Here is a 16,628-nt window from a genome sequence, read left to right on the forward strand (position 1 = left end):
TAAAAATAATTAAAGGAAGTTAAAGAATTATTATAAAAAGGGCTGGTTAAATGAGTATAATAAATAAATTAGATGATAAAAATTTAAAATTTACTAAATCAGAAAGACAAATAATAGATTACATAAAAAATGATATGGAAAACTTTTCATATAAATCTATATCAGAAATAGCTAAAGATAATAATATTGGAGAAGCTACTATAACTAGATTTGCTAAGAAGATAGGGTTTAGTGGATTTCAAGACTTTAAGGTAACCTTAGCACAAGAAGTTACGAATATCCAGAACAAGCATATAATAGATAGCAGTATAGATAATAAGGAACATGCAAGAGAAACTGCTAAAAAGCTTTTACATAACAACATATATGTTTTAGAAAATACAGCACAAATAATAAACTATGAAGATATTCATAAGTGCTCAAAACTAATAAGAGAAGCAAATAAAGTGTATTTTGTTGGAGTTGGATACTCTGGAATAATCGCACAAGATATTAATTATAAATTTATGAGGATAGGGATAAATTGTAATTACTTTAGTGATAGTCATACTATATTAATGATGTCTTCTTTAATGAAAAAAGGAGATATAATAGTTTGTGTATCTCATACAGGAGAGACAGAAGATATAGTAAGTTCAGTAGAAATGGCGAAGAAAAATGAAGCTACTGTAATTTCTGTAACTAATGATAAAGATTCTAAGGTTAGGAGTTTATCAGACATATGTTTATCGTATATTTCAAATGAAGGAGTATTTGAAAGTGGTTCAATGTATTCAAAACTTGCTCAGATGTTTGTATTGGATATTATATATACACAAGTAGTCAAAGATATGGGTGGTATAGCACATGACAATAAATTAAAGACAACAGAAGCTATAAAAGGCAAATATACAATATATAGGTAAATATGCTAATGTAAATTAGGGCAAGAATTTTCTTGGCCTTTTTTAATATTATAAAATTAATTAATAATACTTTCAAAGAAAACTACTTTTAAAAATTAATTTTCTTTAAAAGTATAAAAGATTATTTTTAAAGATAATACTAAATATGATATAATAAAATTTACGTAAAAACAGGAATTCTAAAAGGATGGTGTAGTACATGAAATGGACTGAAATAACAATAAAAACTTCAACAGAAGCAGTTGAAGCTATAACTAATATATTATACGAACACAATGTAGGAGGAGTATCTATAGAAGATCCTAAAGACTTCAAATTCCAAAAGAAAAATGAATTTGATTGGGATTTCGTTGAAGAAGAAATATTTAATAGTGGATACGACGGAGTAATAATAAAAACATACATAACAGAAGAAAGAGATGTAAGTGAAGATATTAAATCTATAAAAGAAAGAATAGATGGATTAAAAGAGTTCGGTATAGATGTAGGAGAAGCAATAGTTGAATTATCATACGTTGATGAAGAAGACTGGGCTAATGAATGGAAAAACTACTACAAGCCAACTAAAATAGGAGAAAAAATAGTAGTAAAACCAACTTGGGAAGAATATGAAGCTGGTGATGAAGACCTTATAATAGAGCTAGATCCAGGTATGGCATTTGGGACAGGAACTCACGAAACTACAAGCATGTGTATAAGAGAATTAGAAAAATACGTTAAGCCTGAAAGTAAAGTATTTGATATCGGATGTGGAAGTGGGATACTTGCAATAGCGGCTGCAAAGCTTGGAGCTAGAGATGTACTAGCAGTTGACTTAGACGAAGTAGCAGTTAAAGTATCTAAAGAAAATATAGAACTTAACAATGTATCTAAAAGTGTTAAAGCACTTCACGGTAATTTAATGGAAGTTGTAACTGATAAAGCTGATATAGTAGTTGCAAACATAATAGCAGATATAATAAAATTATTAGCTAAAGATATCAAAAACTTTATGAAAGATGATGCAGTATTTATATCTTCAGGAATAATACATGCAAAGGTTGATGAAGTTAAAGAAGCACTAGTTTCAAATGGATTAGAAATAGTACATGTAGAATCTTTAGGTGAGTGGAATGCTATAGTATCTAAAATAGCTAAGTAGGTGAAATTATGGATAGATTTTTTGTAGAAAAGAAAAACATAAACCTAGAAAATAACACTTGCATAATAGAAGGTGAAGATGTAAAACATATATCAAAAGTTTTAAGATGTAGAGTTGGAGAATGCCTAGAAATATGTGACAATGACAATAATGAGTATATAGCAGAGATTTCGGGTATATCTAAAGAAGAAGTAACTCTAGATATAGTAGAAACTATAGATATAAAAAGAGAATCAGACCTTAAAGTAAGGCTATACCAAGGGTTACCAAAAGGTCCTAAGATGGAAATGATACTTCAAAAGTTAACAGAAGTTGGAGTGGATGAAATAATCTTAGTACAAACTAAAAGAAGTGTAGCCAAAGTTGATGATAAAAAAGAAGACAAAAAAATAGAGCGTTGGGAAAGGATAATATACGAAGCTGCAAAGCAAAGTAAAAGAGGAAAAATACCAACACTTAGAGGCGTTTTAAGTTTCAAAGAAGCATTAGCTGATATGAAAAATAATGACTTTAATATAGTTCCTTATGAAAATGAAAGAACGAAGTCTATAAAACAAGCTATAAAAGATATAGATATAAATAATATAGGAATATTTGTAGGCCCAGAAGGTGGATTTGCAGAAGAAGAAATTAAACAAATAGAAGATATAAATGGTCAATCGGTATCTCTTGGACCTAGAATACTAAGAACTGAAACGGCATCAGTAGTAGCATCTTCTATAGTTTTATATGAATTAAGTGACTTAGGAGGACAAGCATAAGTGAAAAAAGTAGCATTTTACACATTAGGTTGTAAAGTAAATCAATACGAAACAGAAGCTATGCTTGAAATGTTCAAAAAAGATGGATATGTTCAAGTTGAAAGCGAAGACTATGCAGATGTTTATGTTATAAACACTTGTACAGTAACACATATGAGTGATAGAAAATCACGTCAATATATAAGAAGAATGAAAAAGAAAAATCCAGACGCAATAATAGCAGTTGTTGGATGCTATTCTCAAGTATCACCAGAAGAAATACTTGAGATAGAAGAAGTAAACTTAGTAATGGGTACTAACGAAAGAAGACAAATAGTTGAAGAAATTAAAAAACTAGATGCATCTCAAAAAGCTAGTACAGTAGATGATATAATGAAGGTAAGAGCCTTTGAAGAAATAGAAATAAATCAAACAAACGGAAAAACTAGAGCATTTATGAAAATACAAGATGGATGCGATAGATTTTGTTCCTACTGTATAATACCTTATGCTAGAGGTGGAAAAGTAAGAAGTAGAGATTTAGAAAGTATAGTAAATGAAGCTAACAAATTAGCAGATAAAGGATACAAAGAAATAGTTCTAACAGGTATACATGTTGCATCTTATGGAAAAGATGTAACAGATGCTAATATGAATTTATTAACTGTTATAAAAGCAATAGATGAAATAGAAAACATAGAAAGAATAAGATTAAGTTCAGTTGAACCAGTATTATTCACAGAAGAGTTTGTTGAAGAAGTTTCTAAAATGGACAAAGTGTGTCCTCACTATCATTTATCATTACAAAGTGGATGTGACGAAACACTAAAGAGAATGAATAGAAGATATACAACTAAAGAATACAAAGAAATAGTTGATAGATTAAGAGCACATATACCTGATGTTGCAATAACAACAGATATTATAGTAGGTTTCCCAGGGGAAACTAATGCAGAATTTAGTGTAACAAATAAATTCTTAGAAGAAATAGAACTTTCACAAATGCATGTATTTAAATATTCACCAAGAAAAGGGACACCAGCTGCAACTATGGAAAATCAAATAGATCCTCAAATGAAGCAGTTAAGAAGTGATAAGCTTATAGCTTTAGGTCATACAAACTTTAAAAAGTTTGCATCAAAATATGAAGGTAAAGAAGTAGAAGTACTATTTGAACATAGAATGAAGGATAATAAATTTGAAGGATTAACAACTAATTATATAAGAGTTATAGTTGATAGTGAAAAAGATATACAAGGTCAAATACTTAAAGTTAAGATAACTAAGGTTAATGATGAATTTGTAGAAGGAATTTTAGTATAATATGTAGAAATATAAAATGACTTAAAAGAAATTATGGCTATTTATAAAAACTGTCATAATTTCTTTTAGTACATTTAATTAAATACAGTATATATTAAAAAAATTGCGTAATACGCGTTTAAAGGTTTGTGTAAGGCATTTTAAATAATAGTAGGTAAAATATTATATACAAATAGATTAAGTAGCCTAAAAAGTTAAATAATAAACAAAAAGGAGAAATATTATGAGTTGCATATTCTGTAAAATAATAGATGGAGAAATACCATGTTCTAAAGTTTATGAAGATGATAAAGTATTAGCATTTAATGACATAAATCCAGTAGCACCTATACATATATTAGTAATACCAAAAGAACATTTTGATAGTTTAATAGATATATCTGAGGAACAAATGGACATAATGGCGCATATACATAAGGTGATAAACAAAATAGCTAAAGAACAAGGCTTTGATAAAGATGGTTTCAGAGTTATAAACAACTGTGGCGTAAATGGAGGTCAAGAAGTAAAACATCTTCATTATCATATACTAGGTGGCCAAAAATTACCGATGTATGAAGCTATGAATAAGTAAGAAAAATTTAAAAAATTCTTCTTAAATAAAATACTTGAAAAAAAAATAAAAGTAGTTTATAATAAACAAAGTGTGAGGTTATAATACATATAAATGTTATAATCTTTGTTATAGACACAGCAGAATTCGCACTATCGGAGGGAGGGAAAATGAAATGTCAGAAGTAAGAGTAAGAGAAAACGAAACATTAGACAGCGCGTTAAGAAGATTCAAGCGTTCATGTGCAATGTCTGGCATCATGTCTGAAGTTAGAAAAAGAGAGCACTATGATAAGCCAAGCGTTAGACGTAAGAAGAAGGCAGAAGCTGCTAGAAGAAAAAACGCTAAGAAATAGTTAAAAAAGAAATAAAGAGGTGAGGGTAATGTCCCTTAAACAAAAGTTACAAGAAGATTTAAAGTCTTCTATGAAAAATAAAGATACAGTAAGAAAATCTGTGGTAACTTTAATAAGAGCTTCTATAAAGCAATTCGAGGTTGACAATAGAGTTGAGCTTGATGATGAAGGCATTATAGATATAATAGCTAAGCAGTTAAAACAGCGTAGAGATGGTTTAGCTGAGTTTAAAAAAGCTGGAAGAGAAGACTTAGTAAGTGAAGCAGAGGCTGAAATCGAAGTTTTAAAAGAGTACCTACCTCAACAGTTAAGCGAAGAAGAGCTAAACACAATTATAAAAGAAACTATATCTGAAGTAGGAGCTACTTCTATGAAGGATATGGGAAAAATTATGTCAGTTGTTAGACCTAAAGTTAAGGGAAGAGCTGATGGAAAACTAATAAACGAGTTAGTGAAAGCTAACTTACAATAGATAGAAAAACCTAGAGACTAGTCTCTAGGTTTTTTAATGTGCTTATTTAATTTTTTTAAGTCATCACCGGAAAATATAGTTAATATAAAGTCGGCAATAATTTCACCTATATCCAATAGAATATCCATATAAAATCCTCCTTTAAAATATTATATAAAAAAATAGATATAGAGTTTCTAAAAATAAGTTTAAATAAAAATTATACTTAAATTATAGCCATTGAAAAACAATATATCCATATAAATAAATACAAATATTAATGAAACACATATAATGTTCTGCTACAATATTAAAATATATCTAAAAGAAGTGGGGTATTTTGAAAGTATCAATATAGAATATGTATTAAATTTTTAATTAAGGGAGGATATTATGCTACCAATATTAGTGACTAAAAGGTGTATTTTGAAAGAAGTGTGTCTAGAAAATACAAAAGATATGTATGAATACGCAAAAGAAGAAAAAGTAGTAAGATATATGACATTCCCAAAACATGAAAGTTTAGGAAATACTAAAAACTTAATAGAAAGCTTTTTTATAGAAAGGTATAAACAAGGAATATCTTATGATTATGGTATAACATACAAAGAAAATAACAAATTTATAGGAACATCAGGGTTTTGTAGAATAGAAAATAAAGTAGCAACACTAGGATATTGTCTAAACCCAGACTATTGGAATAAAGGCATAATGACTGAAGTTGTAACAAGGCTAATAAAATTTGGATTTGATGATTTAAAATTAGAAAAAATAGAAGCACAATTTTATGACGGAAATATAAAATCAGGTAATGTAATGAAAAAATGTGGTATGAAATATTTAGGAAGTGAAGAAAGAGAAATAAAGCTACAAGGTAAAATGGTTATGGGAAAAATCCATAGATGTGAGATAACTAAAGAAGATTATTATAAGGGCTAGAAATTTTTCTAGTCCTTATTTGAATTTTAAATTTAAACTATAAAATTTAATATTTCATCGTATAGCTCTTTTGCGTCATTATAACCTTCTTCATACAATGCTGTAAGTTTATTAACATCTTTTTCAACTTGACTAACTTTAACAGGTTTTTTAGGTCTAATAACAAGGACATCTCCCTTTTTAGATAATTCATCTACTAAATCAAGGCTTTTATTATAATTAATATGTCTATTTTCAATAGCACTAACAAGATTAGGATAAGCTTTATATCTTCTTTTTACAATTGAAGTAAATTTTTGTTTATTTTTTTTGTAAGTATAATCTCTAGTAAGTACTACTATATTTTTTTTATATCCTTGATTTATAGCGTATTCAATAGGAATTGAATCAGATACTCCACCATCAACCAACTTATAATTGTCTACCTCAACTATATTTGCAAACATAGGTATAGAACAAGAGGCTTGAAGATAAATAATATCTTTTCTTAAATCACTTAAAGTAAAATACTCTGGTTTTCCAGTTTCACAGTTAGTAGCAACAGCTATAAATTTAGTAGTAGATTTATTAAAAGCATCGTAATCGTAAACATTTAACTCATTAGGTATTTTGTTAAACATAAAGTCCATACCAAATATAGAACCTGTTTTAATTAAATTACGAAAGCTTAAGTAATTTTTATCATTTACATAATCTACAGTAGCATGATAAGCTCTTTTATATTGTTTTGATAAATAAGAAGAAGCATGGCAACTTCCAGCAGAAACTCCAACAACCATATCAACTCCTATATTCTTTTCTATGAAAAAATCTAATACGCCAGCAGTATAAATTCCTCTCATACCACCACCTTCTAATATTAATCCTATTTTATTCATAATTATCCTTTCTATATTTTAAATTTACATAATATAAAATACTTCATTTACTTTGCAACTATTATAGTATAAGGAGTTTATATTGTCTAGTTATTTAAATTTATATTAAATATAATAATATTTATTTATCAGATAAAATTAAAAATACTTGAAAAATGTATTTACTAAATAGAAAACACTTTGTAGTAGATGTTTTTTAAGTATGAAACTATGGGTATAATATAAATATTATAAAAGTTTAAGGAGTATAAAATGCTTAAGAATATAATTAAAAAGTATAAAGAAAACAAAGACAACAAAAATAAAGTAGTTTGTAGTTGCTTTGAAGTAACTAAAGCTGATATACAAAATGCGGTAAATGAAGGGATAACATCTATAAATGAAGTAAGGAAAAAAACAAAAGCTGGTATGGGATGTGGAAGATGTAACGCCTCTATTGAAAGAGTTGTATACAAAGCTATAAAATCTAAAAACGAAAGTAAAGATAAATCTAATTAAGATTTGTATATCCTTTTGCTTGTATTTATATTATATTAAAAATGGAATAAATTATGAATTAAAATATAAAATTTAAATACTTTCCATATAATATGGTAAAATAATCATAGCAATAACAACTGGAGGATAATATGAAAAAACTAACAACATTAATAACAATATTTATATCTATTTTTGTTTTGACAGGTTGTGTAAATACAGACATAACATTAGATATAGACAAAAAGGGAAATATAAGTGCATCGGCACAAATATTAAGTAGTGATTACCTAATGAAAGGTATAGATGAAGCCAAATTAAAAGAATCATATTCTAATGTAGAAAAAATAACAGAACCAGGAAAAACAGGTTATAAAATAACAGAAAACATAGGAAATATCAAAGATATAAAAATTGATAACAACAAGGATTTAAGCAAATACGCTGATTTAATAAAAATAAATCAAGAAGATAAATTTTTATATAATATATATGATGTTAACATAATGCTAAAAGATTATATGCAAAAAAATATGAGTAGTGAAGAAGTAGGTATGTTAGGTCTACTTGGTTCTGGTTTTGATTTGAATTTCCACTTAAATACACCTTTAGAATTGATAGAATCAAATGCAACATCTAACTCAGAAAAAGATGGTATACATACATATAATTGGGATTTTAACTTAGGAAAAGTAGATAATATATATGCTAAAGTTAAAATACCTAATATAAAAAATATAGCTATATTAGTAGTTGGTATTATAGCTTTAATAGGTATCATTGTATTTATAATAAAAAAAAGAAAAAAGAATAATATATAAATAAAAGCCAGTTCTAATTAGAATTGGCTTTTATTTATATTAAGAAATCATAAGTTACCTATTTTGTTGATAATCTATAATTAAAAACTATAAAATTTGAGAAATAGAAATACTGCTTATGAAATTATATATATGATTTTTTATATTGACATACCGAAAATAAACTTGTCATAAAAAAGAGAACTTGTACATACTTATAAATAAGAAAACAATGAAAAGAGGGGGATAACTTTGATTATATCCGTAAAAGAAGTTATAAATTTTTTTATAAGTGTCCTCATACCACTAGTAGTAGGATATGCTAGTAGTATGATATCTCAAATAATAGCAGGAACAAATACAGCAGCCAACTATGCAAGTTTAATAAAACCAGACTTTGCACCACCCAGCTTTATATTTCCAATAGCATGGACAATTCTATACATATTAATGGGAATATCAGCTTATTTAATATTAAAAAAAGGTTATGAATCTACTAAAGTAAAAGATGCAATGTTTTACTATTGGTTACAACTTGGACTTAATTTTTTATGGAGCATATTATTTTTTGGATTTGATTTAAGACTAACAGCATTAATAGTGCTTGTAATAATATTGTTAATTGTAATAGTTATGACATATAAATTCTTTAAAATAAATAAAAAAGCAACTTATATAAATATACCATATATTCTATGGCTTATGTATGCTTTATATTTAAATTATTTTATATGGATAATAAATAAATAGAACAAGCAACAATATATAACATACTACATATACTTAATTAATCATAATTAAAAAACTTATAATATAAAACATTAGTAGAAGCCAATGATTAAATTAAGGGAGACTATAAAGTGAAAAATAAAATACAATTTTATTAGACTTTAAGGAGAGGATTTGATTGAAACGTAGTATATGTAGTAGAAATGTAGAATTAAGGGATGGTATAAAAGAGTATATTAATTCAAAATTTGATAAGTTAAAAAGCTCTTTAGAAGATGGATGTGTCAAAGTTATTATAGAAAAAGATGAAAGCATGTATAACATTGAGGTTTTAATGAGTGAAGATAATGTAAATATTGGAAAAGTGGAAAGTATAAATGAAGACTTGTACTCTGCAGTAGATGCTGCCTTTGAAAAAGTATATAGCAAGCTAATAAGGTATAAATCAAAATTGAAATTTAGTACAGACCCATTAATAATAAAAGAGTCAGAAGAAGCTGAAGAAGATGATGAAATAATAATAAAAAGAAGAAAAAAATTCAATCTAAAACCTATGAGCATAGAAGAGGCAGTACTTCAGATGGAACTTTTAGGACATAATTTTTTTATATTTAGAAATCAAGATAATTATGAAATAAATGTTGTATATAAAAGGAAAAATGGTGGGTATGGATTAATAGAGCATGAATAAAGATATGTAGCTTATAAAAAATACTGAGATTTTTCTCAGTATTTTTTATATTTTATTCTCTAGAAGAAGCAACTCATATACTAGAGAATTAAGAGTATTTATATTTATATATAAACTTTTATTAAGATTATTATGTTTATAATCATATTTAAATGTATAACTTTCAATTATATTATCATATTGATAAGTTTTTATATAGTTTTTATCATAGTATAAATCATTATAAGAATTACTTAATTTATTTTTCAAAAATTCATCAACTATTTTTTGGTAAAAATCTTTGCTTTGAATAGGAAGAATTTTTAAATTAAAATATGGTCGCTGATAGATATAAAATATTTTATTATCTTTTTTAGAAATTCTTATTTTGTAAATTTTATTTTTAGTCTTAAAAAAATACTGATAAAACTTAAGTGCATCATTATTATCGAAAAATATATCAAAATCTTCATCGATTATAGATTCTTCACAAATAGAATCATCAAATATAGCATTTATAGTTTTTATACAAATAAAACGTAAATATTCATCGGAAGTAGTATCTAAAGTATCATCTTTTGTTTTTTCGCATATATTTAATATGCGTGAGTCACTTGGTAAATTATAAGAATTTCTTAAGTTAATTTTAGATTTAGGTTTAATTAATGGATATAAAGATTGCATAGATGAAATTAAATTAAAATAACTATTATTAAGAGATGTAAGTATATTTTTCGAATAATTACTTATCGCATATTTTTTTAAACGTTTTAAATCAGAAAGTATATTAAAGCTAAGTATAAGTATAGAATTTAAATCTACCTCATTTATGGATAATGAATTGGTTGTTCTGATAAATTCATTATCTAGAGAATTATGATATATATTTTTATAAAGTTGAGAGAGTAGCTTCGTATTCCTACTATTTTCCTCTTTTATAGAAGTTAACGTATCAATCGAATAAGAATAATCTATGAGATAGCTTAAATATATATCTAGGTAAATGCAATTTTGTATGATTTTTGCAAAAATATTTTTCATTTAATCACCTCTTTTTTAATAACATAAATATATAGATATTTTATTCAAATAGATATTATAAGTTTACACGCTGACTTTATTTAAATAAAAAAATAATCATATTAGTATGGAGTTATTAGGCTTAAATTCCATAAAAGAAAAATAAGTAAAAAAATTAAGGAGGAATAGTATGATAGATATTTCAGAAGAATTGTTAGTAAATAAACCAACAGTTACTATAATTTCAAATACCTTCGTAAGTATAGAAAATTATATATCTATAATCACCTATGAATCAGATTTAATAAAAATAAAAACTAGAGAAAAAACAATAAAAATATGCGGAAGTGATCTTTCACTTAAATATATACAAGAAGAAGAAATAGGTGTAAAAGGAGTTATATACACAGTAGAATATATAGATTAGGGGGAAATACGCATGATAAGCTATATAAGGGGATATTATGTTATAAGTGTAGAGGGAGTGGAGATAGAAAAGTTTATAAACCTTTTAATAAGAAGTAATGTAAAAGTTTATAATGTAAAAAGAATAAGTAAGACTAAAATAGAATTTTGTGTAAATAGAGAAGATATGAAGGATTTAAAAAGAGCTTATAGGGGAAATAATTTTGATATAAAGGTAAAGCAAAAAACAGGTGTACCATTTATACTTAAGAGAATCTATAAATTAAAGGGAATGTGGATTTGTGCTATAATATCGTTGTTTTTACTTATTATGACATCTCAATTTGTAACAGATATATACATAAAGGTTCCAGAAGGGATAAACAAAGATGATGTACGAAAAGAGCTATATAATGCAGGACTAAAGCCTGGAGTTTATAAAAAAAATATTGATAGAAAAGAAATAAGAGACCATATAATGTTAGAATTTAATGATATAGCATACATATCTATAAATGTTAAAGGTACAAATATATTTGTAACTGTAACAAAAAAAGCAGAAACTCTAAAATCTACTAAAGATTCAAATTATTGTAATATAATTGCTAGTAAAAATGGTATAATAGAAAAGGTAATACCAAGAAGTGGAAACCCAAGTGTAAATCCTGGAGATATAGTAAAAAAGGGAGATGTGTTAGTAAGTGACGCAAATACAAAGTCTCTCCCTGAAATATGGGCAACAACTTTTTATGAAGTTAAAAAAACTGATAGCTATGAAGATACTATAAAAGAAAAAACAGGAAATAAAAAAAGAGTATATACCATAAGTTTCTATGATAAAAAATATACATTAAGGAGAAATATAAAGTATAAGGATTATATTATAGAAAACAAAACACATAAATTATCTATAGGAGATTATACTTTTCCTATAAAAATTGAAGTAAGTACTTTCTATGAAGCTAAGAATAAAAAGATAAGCAAGAATAAAGAAGAATTGAAAAAAGAAATATCAGAAAGGGCTCAAAAAGAAATAGAATATATTATACCTCCATCAGCTAGAATCATAAAAGTAGACCATGATTATAAAGTAAATAAAAATAATATGTTAGAATATGTGTTAACAGTACAAACAACTGAGAATATTGCGCATACTTACGCACTTAGCAAGTCAGAAGCAGAGGAATATATAAAAGAAAGTGAAAAAAATGAGTCAGAGGAAGAAATTCCTAAAAATCCTGATAAAAGACCGATTAATGATATAAGAAATGAATTTGAAGATAAAGATAAAGAAGAAAATGATAAAAGCAAAGAAAAAGATAAAAATTCAAATACAAACTAAGGAGGACGTAAATTGATAGTACAAAAGAAATTTATAGTATCAGAAGAGAAGTTTGAAAGAGAATTATTTGGTAACTTTGATGAAAACATTAAATTGATAGAGGATGCTTTAAATATAGATGTAATATTAAGAGAAGGCAATATAGTTTTAATGGGTGAAGAAAAATATGTAGAAAAAGCCTTAAGACTAATGGATGAACTACATTCAACAGTACAAAATGGAAAACATTTAGACAAGCAAAGTATATCTTATTCTTTATCTCTTTTATTTGAAGGTAGTGAAGAAAAGATAAAAGACCTAGAAGAAACTATAGTATTAACTAAAAAAGGTAATCCTGTTAGGCCAAAAACTCTTGGTCAAAAAACATATATAGATTTAATAAAGAAAAATGATATAACTTTTGGAATAGGGCCAGCTGGAACAGGTAAAACATATCTAGCAGTAGCAATGGCTGTTAAAGCTTTTAAAAAGGATGAAGTAAGTAGAATAATACTTACAAGACCAGCGGTAGAAGCAGGCGAAAGTTTAGGTTTTTTACCAGGGGATTTAAAAGATAAAGTAGATCCATATTTAAGACCATTATATGATGCATTATTTGATATGCTAGGTCCTGAAAAGTTTAGCAAATATTTAGAAAGAGGAACTATAGAAGTAGCACCTTTAGCATTTATGAGAGGTAGAACATTAGATAATGCCTTTATAATACTAGATGAAGCTCAAAACACTACTCCAGAACAAATGAAGATGTTTTTAACAAGACTAGGATATGGCTCTAAAGCAGTAGTAAATGGTGACTTAACTCAAACAGACTTGCCTAGAAAAAGTAAAAGTGGATTACTTCATGCTATAAAAGTACTAGATAAAGTAGAAGGAATAGGAAGTATAAGATTAACAGACAAAGACGTAGTAAGACATGAATTAGTTCAAAGAATAATAAGAGCTTATGATAGATTTGACAATAAGGAATTAGATAAGAAAGAAAGTAAAAAAGATAAAAAAAGTAAAAGAAAATAACTAAGGAAGAAGTGAATAAAATGGAATTAATAATGGATAATAGACAAGATAAAATGGACATAAGTGAAGAATTAATAGAGAAAATAAAAGATATCATATTAGAATGTTTGGACTATGAAGGATATGACGATGATTATGAAGTTAGTTTATCTTTTGTAGACAACAAAGAAATACATGAGTTAAACAAGCAATTTAGAGGGATTGATAGACCAACAGATGTGTTATCTTTTCCAATGATAAGTGAAGATGATTTTGATATAGAATTAGAAGAAAAATCACTAGGTGATATAGTAGTATCTTTAGAAAGAGCTTTTGAACAAAGTATAGAATACAATCATAGCTTTGAAAGAGAAGTATGTTTTTTAGTATGTCATAGCATGTTCCATCTTTTAGGATATGATCATGATACTGACGAAAATACAAAAGAAATGAGACAAAAGGAAGAGCATATACTAAATAAGTTAAGTATAACAAGGGAGTAAGTTTATGAAGGGGACAAAAAAACGTCAGGGGATAGTTAAGGCATTTAATGTAGCTATAGAAGGTATATTATATACATTTAAGTCAGAAAGAAATATGAAAATACATTATTGTGTTGCTGTAATAGTACTCGTAGCTAGTATGTTTTTTAAGCCTTCTAGAATGGAGATGATAGCTTTAATTATGGCTATAAGCTTAGTTGTAATATCAGAAATGTTTAATACGGCTATTGAAAAAGCTATAGACATGGTAACAGAAGAACATCATCCATTAGCTAAAATATCAAAAGACGTAGCAGCTGGAGGAGTATTAATAGCTACTTTAAATTCAGTTGTAGTAGGCTATTTAGTGTTTTATGATAAAATATCAAAACCGGCTGAAAACTTGATAAACTCTATAAGAAGGTCAGAACTTCATATAACTTTAATATGTATAGTAGTAGTTTTAATAGCAGTTGTAGTAGTAAAAACCTTGACAAATACAGGAACACCACTAAAAGGTGGAATGCCAAGCGGACATTCAGCATTAGCATTTGCAATGGCTACAATGATAACTATGATGACAGGTGGACTTATACAATCCACGCTATCATATTTAATGGCGTTTTTAGTTGCACAAAGTAGAATTGAAGGAAAGATACATACATTTTGGGAAACAGTAGCAGGATCAATATTAGGAGTTTTAGTGGGGTTAGCAGTATATCAAATAGGATGGTTTTATTAAATATATAAGAGTCTTCTTTTAATCTTTTTAGGGAGGCTCTTTTTATATTTCATTTTAACTACCTATATTATGAGTAAGTTATGTATATTGATTATATTAATAGATATATTGAATTAAAAAGCAGAAATTAGGCAGATACAAAAATATATTGTAAATAATATAAAATATATATTAAAGTACTCAAATTAAGAGTATTTTATTAAAAAATAAGTCTTAAATTATCAATTTTGTGTTATAATGTAAGGTACTAAATAAATATATTAAATATAAAATACGGAAATAAGAATATTTATTATATATATTTTATAATATAGACTTATAAGATATATCAGGAGGCATATATTATGAATAATAAAGAATTATTAAAAATAGCAGAAGAAGCGAGAAAACATTCTTATTCTCCATATTCAAAGTTTAGAGTTGGAGCAGCTCTTTTAACTAAAGATGGAAAAGTATTCACAGGATGTAATGTAGAGTGTGCATCTTTTGGAGCTACTAACTGTGCTGAGAGAACAGCAATATTTAAAGCTATATCAGAAGGACATAGAGATATAGAAGCAATAGCAGTAGCTAGTGATAACTCTGAAAAAAATGAATCAACATACCCATGTGCAATATGCAGACAGGTTATAATAGAATTTGGGTTAGATATAAGAATAATAACAGGTTATTCTGAAGGAACTATAAAGGAAACAACTATAAAAGAGTTAGTTCCTCACTATTTCTCAGGAATAGACTTTGTAGATAATCATAAATAAAACAAAAGAAAAGACAGGAGACATTTATATGTTTAAATCAGGATTTGTTAGTATAGTAGGGAGACCAAATGTTGGTAAGTCTACTTTAATGAATAATGTGGTTGGAGAAAAAATAGCTATAATGAGTGATAAACCTCAAACTACAAGAAATACAATACAAGCAGTATATACGGATGAAGAAGCTCAAATAGTTTTCTTAGATACGCCAGGTATACATAAACCTAAAAATAAATTAGGAGAATTCATGGTTAAATCAGCAACTGATGCATTTAAAAATGTTGATTTAGTATTATTTGTTGTGGATGATTCTAAAAAGATAGGACCTGGAGACAGAAAAATAATAGAAGAATTAAGAAATGTAAAGAGACCAGTTATATTAGTATTAAACAAAATAGATCAATTACAAGAAGATGAACTATTTGAATTAATGGAAATGTATCACAAAGAAAATGTGTTTAAAGGAATAGTGCCAATATCAGCACTTAAGGGAAGAAACATAAAAGAGCTTATAAAAGTAATAAAAACTTACTTAGAAGAAGGACCAAAGTACTTCCCAGACTACATGATAACTGATCAACCAGAAAGAGTGTTAGTAGCTGAACTTATAAGAGAAAAAGTATTACACTATGTTCATGATGAAGTTCCTCATGGAGTTGCAGTTGAAATAGAAAAAATGAAATCAAGAAAAGATAAAGAAATTGTTGATATATCAGCTGTTATCTATTGTGAAAGAGAATCTCATAAGGGTATAATAATAGGTAAGAATGGAAGAAAATTAAAAGGTATAGGGAAATCAGCAAGAGAAGATATGGAACTATTATTAGGTTCTAAGGCAAATCTTCAATTATGGGTAAAGGTAAAAGAAAACTGGAGAAACTTACAAAATTATGTGAGTAACTTTGGATATACTGATAAATAATAAAGG

At 26.8% G+C, this 16,628-nt stretch carries 21 protein-coding genes; 19 read left to right on the forward strand and 2 right to left on the reverse strand.

Annotated features, from left to right (window positions below):
- Positions 1-50: 50 nt before the first annotated feature.
- The 8 genes from ABCP60_RS00775 to ABCP60_RS00810 all read left to right on the forward strand — a co-directional run bounded on the left by ABCP60_RS00775 (position 51) and on the right by ABCP60_RS00810 (position 6,407).
- Positions 51-905 (forward strand): MurR/RpiR family transcriptional regulator, encoded by an 855-nt coding sequence (locus tag ABCP60_RS00775; protein ID WP_092927066.1) that lies wholly within the window; start codon positions 51-53, stop codon positions 903-905.
- A gap of 199 nt (positions 906-1,104) precedes the next feature.
- Positions 1,105-2,046 carry a 50S ribosomal protein L11 methyltransferase gene (gene prmA, locus ABCP60_RS00780; RefSeq protein ID WP_092927064.1) on the forward strand — a complete coding sequence of 314 codons (942 nt, stop codon included), beginning with the start codon at positions 1,105-1,107 and terminating at the stop codon, positions 2,044-2,046.
- An 8-nt stretch (positions 2,047-2,054) separates the two neighbouring features.
- Entirely contained in the window at positions 2,055-2,807 is a 753-nt protein-coding gene (locus ABCP60_RS00785; protein ID WP_166504950.1) for an RsmE family RNA methyltransferase, read from the forward strand.
- Positions 2,808-4,109 (forward strand): tRNA (N(6)-L-threonylcarbamoyladenosine(37)-C(2))-methylthiotransferase MtaB, encoded by a 1,302-nt coding sequence (gene mtaB / locus ABCP60_RS00790; protein WP_092927060.1) that lies wholly within the window; start codon positions 2,808-2,810, stop codon positions 4,107-4,109.
- 223 nt (positions 4,110-4,332) lie between these two features.
- Positions 4,333-4,683: a histidine triad nucleotide-binding protein gene (locus ABCP60_RS00795; protein WP_092927058.1), complete on the forward strand. Its 351-nt coding sequence runs from the start codon at positions 4,333-4,335 to the stop codon at positions 4,681-4,683.
- A gap of 154 nt (positions 4,684-4,837) precedes the next feature.
- Positions 4,838-5,017 carry a 30S ribosomal protein S21 gene (gene rpsU / locus ABCP60_RS00800; RefSeq protein WP_021125460.1) on the forward strand — a complete coding sequence of 60 codons (180 nt, stop codon included), beginning with the start codon at positions 4,838-4,840 and terminating at the stop codon, positions 5,015-5,017.
- 28 nt (positions 5,018-5,045) lie between these two features.
- Positions 5,046-5,489 (forward strand): GatB/YqeY domain-containing protein, encoded by a 444-nt coding sequence (locus ABCP60_RS00805; RefSeq protein ID WP_092927056.1) that lies wholly within the window; start codon positions 5,046-5,048, stop codon positions 5,487-5,489.
- A 372-nt stretch (positions 5,490-5,861) separates the two neighbouring features.
- A complete protein-coding gene (locus ABCP60_RS00810; protein WP_343101035.1) occupies positions 5,862-6,407 on the forward strand; it encodes a GNAT family N-acetyltransferase in 546 nt (181 codons plus the stop codon).
- Between the two features lie 32 nt (positions 6,408-6,439).
- Here ABCP60_RS00810 and ABCP60_RS00815 read toward each other — a convergent pair whose 3' ends face one another.
- Complete coding sequence (locus tag ABCP60_RS00815) at positions 6,440-7,285, reverse strand: patatin family protein (RefSeq protein ID WP_092927052.1); 846 nt, start codon at positions 7,283-7,285, stop codon at positions 6,440-6,442.
- Between the two features lie 252 nt (positions 7,286-7,537).
- Here ABCP60_RS00815 and ABCP60_RS00820 point away from each other — a divergent pair, with 252 nt between their 5' ends.
- The 4 genes from ABCP60_RS00820 (at position 7,538) to ABCP60_RS00835 (ending at position 9,982) form a co-directional block, all read left to right on the forward strand.
- The gene (locus ABCP60_RS00820) at positions 7,538-7,783 is read left to right on the forward strand and encodes a (2Fe-2S)-binding protein (RefSeq protein ID WP_092927051.1); all 246 of its coding nucleotides are present in this window, start codon (positions 7,538-7,540) and stop codon (positions 7,781-7,783) included.
- A 131-nt stretch (positions 7,784-7,914) separates the two neighbouring features.
- Complete coding sequence (locus tag ABCP60_RS00825; RefSeq protein WP_343101036.1) at positions 7,915-8,583, forward strand: LPXTG cell wall anchor domain-containing protein; 669 nt, start codon at positions 7,915-7,917, stop codon at positions 8,581-8,583.
- A gap of 231 nt (positions 8,584-8,814) precedes the next feature.
- A complete protein-coding gene (locus ABCP60_RS00830; protein WP_092927047.1) occupies positions 8,815-9,312 on the forward strand; it encodes a TspO/MBR family protein in 498 nt (165 codons plus the stop codon).
- Between the two features lie 157 nt (positions 9,313-9,469).
- A complete protein-coding gene (locus ABCP60_RS00835; RefSeq protein ID WP_343101037.1) occupies positions 9,470-9,982 on the forward strand; it encodes an HPF/RaiA family ribosome-associated protein in 513 nt (170 codons plus the stop codon).
- 45 nt (positions 9,983-10,027) lie between these two features.
- Here ABCP60_RS00835 and ABCP60_RS00840 read toward each other — a convergent pair whose 3' ends face one another.
- The gene (locus ABCP60_RS00840) at positions 10,028-11,002 is read right to left on the reverse strand and encodes a hypothetical protein (protein WP_195236849.1); all 975 of its coding nucleotides are present in this window, start codon (positions 11,000-11,002) and stop codon (positions 10,028-10,030) included.
- Positions 11,003-11,171: 169 nt separating this feature from the next.
- Here ABCP60_RS00840 and ABCP60_RS00845 point away from each other — a divergent pair, with 169 nt between their 5' ends.
- The 7 genes from ABCP60_RS00845 (at position 11,172) to era (ending at position 16,622) form a co-directional block, all read left to right on the forward strand.
- Positions 11,172-11,408 carry a YabP/YqfC family sporulation protein gene (locus tag ABCP60_RS00845; RefSeq protein WP_092927041.1) on the forward strand — a complete coding sequence of 79 codons (237 nt, stop codon included), beginning with the start codon at positions 11,172-11,174 and terminating at the stop codon, positions 11,406-11,408.
- 12 nt (positions 11,409-11,420) lie between these two features.
- Positions 11,421-12,728, forward strand: a complete 1,308-nt coding sequence (gene yqfD, locus ABCP60_RS00850) for a sporulation protein YqfD (RefSeq protein ID WP_343101038.1) — start codon at positions 11,421-11,423, stop codon at positions 12,726-12,728.
- A 12-nt stretch (positions 12,729-12,740) separates the two neighbouring features.
- Positions 12,741-13,742, forward strand: a complete 1,002-nt coding sequence (locus ABCP60_RS00855; protein ID WP_092927037.1) for a PhoH family protein — start codon at positions 12,741-12,743, stop codon at positions 13,740-13,742.
- Between the two features lie 20 nt (positions 13,743-13,762).
- Entirely contained in the window at positions 13,763-14,224 is a 462-nt protein-coding gene (gene ybeY, locus ABCP60_RS00860) for an rRNA maturation RNase YbeY (protein ID WP_092927035.1), read from the forward strand.
- A 4-nt stretch (positions 14,225-14,228) separates the two neighbouring features.
- Positions 14,229-14,945, forward strand: coding sequence for a diacylglycerol kinase (locus tag ABCP60_RS00865; protein WP_092927033.1), 717 nt, complete (start codon positions 14,229-14,231; stop codon positions 14,943-14,945).
- Between the two features lie 344 nt (positions 14,946-15,289).
- Entirely contained in the window at positions 15,290-15,703 is a 414-nt protein-coding gene (cdd, locus tag ABCP60_RS00870) for a cytidine deaminase (protein ID WP_092927031.1), read from the forward strand.
- Positions 15,704-15,731: 28 nt separating this feature from the next.
- Positions 15,732-16,622: a GTPase Era gene (gene era / locus ABCP60_RS00875; protein ID WP_092927029.1), complete on the forward strand. Its 891-nt coding sequence runs from the start codon at positions 15,732-15,734 to the stop codon at positions 16,620-16,622.
- The last annotated feature ends 6 nt before the right edge of the window (positions 16,623-16,628 follow it).

It is taken from the genome of Romboutsia sp. MSSM.1001216sp_RTP31141st1_G3_RTP31141_220114 (genome assembly GCF_039031195.1).
Lineage (GTDB): Bacteria > Bacillota > Clostridia > Peptostreptococcales > Peptostreptococcaceae > Romboutsia_C > Romboutsia_C hominis.

Bases quoted from the DNA above. Each gene is read 5' to 3' on its own strand.
- ABCP60_RS00775 (WP_092927066.1), top strand. From the start codon at position 51: ATGAGTATAATAAATAAATTAGATGATAAAAATTTAAAATTTACTAAA.
- rpsU (WP_021125460.1), top strand. From the start codon at position 4,838: ATGTCAGAAGTAAGAGTAAGAGAAAACGAAACATTAGACAGCGCGTTA.
- ABCP60_RS00815 (WP_092927052.1), bottom strand. From the start codon at position 7,285: ATGAATAAAATAGGATTAATATTAGAAGGTGGTGGTATGAGAGGAATT.
- ABCP60_RS00810 (WP_343101035.1), top strand. From the start codon at position 5,862: ATGCTACCAATATTAGTGACTAAAAGGTGTATTTTGAAAGAAGTGTGT.
- ABCP60_RS00820 (WP_092927051.1), top strand. From the start codon at position 7,538: ATGCTTAAGAATATAATTAAAAAGTATAAAGAAAACAAAGACAACAAA.
- ABCP60_RS00785 (WP_166504950.1), top strand. From the start codon at position 2,055: ATGGATAGATTTTTTGTAGAAAAGAAAAACATAAACCTAGAAAATAAC.
- ABCP60_RS00805 (WP_092927056.1), top strand. From the start codon at position 5,046: ATGTCCCTTAAACAAAAGTTACAAGAAGATTTAAAGTCTTCTATGAAA.
- era (WP_092927029.1), top strand. From the start codon at position 15,732: ATGTTTAAATCAGGATTTGTTAGTATAGTAGGGAGACCAAATGTTGGT.
- cdd (WP_092927031.1), top strand. From the start codon at position 15,290: ATGAATAATAAAGAATTATTAAAAATAGCAGAAGAAGCGAGAAAACAT.
- ybeY (WP_092927035.1), top strand. From the start codon at position 13,763: ATGGAATTAATAATGGATAATAGACAAGATAAAATGGACATAAGTGAA.
- ABCP60_RS00825 (WP_343101036.1), top strand. From the start codon at position 7,915: ATGAAAAAACTAACAACATTAATAACAATATTTATATCTATTTTTGTT.
- ABCP60_RS00845 (WP_092927041.1), top strand. From the start codon at position 11,172: ATGATAGATATTTCAGAAGAATTGTTAGTAAATAAACCAACAGTTACT.
- ABCP60_RS00840 (WP_195236849.1), bottom strand. From the start codon at position 11,002: ATGAAAAATATTTTTGCAAAAATCATACAAAATTGCATTTACCTAGAT.
- yqfD (WP_343101038.1), top strand. From the start codon at position 11,421: ATGATAAGCTATATAAGGGGATATTATGTTATAAGTGTAGAGGGAGTG.
- prmA (WP_092927064.1), top strand. From the start codon at position 1,105: ATGAAATGGACTGAAATAACAATAAAAACTTCAACAGAAGCAGTTGAA.
- ABCP60_RS00795 (WP_092927058.1), top strand. From the start codon at position 4,333: ATGAGTTGCATATTCTGTAAAATAATAGATGGAGAAATACCATGTTCT.
- ABCP60_RS00865 (WP_092927033.1), top strand. From the start codon at position 14,229: ATGAAGGGGACAAAAAAACGTCAGGGGATAGTTAAGGCATTTAATGTA.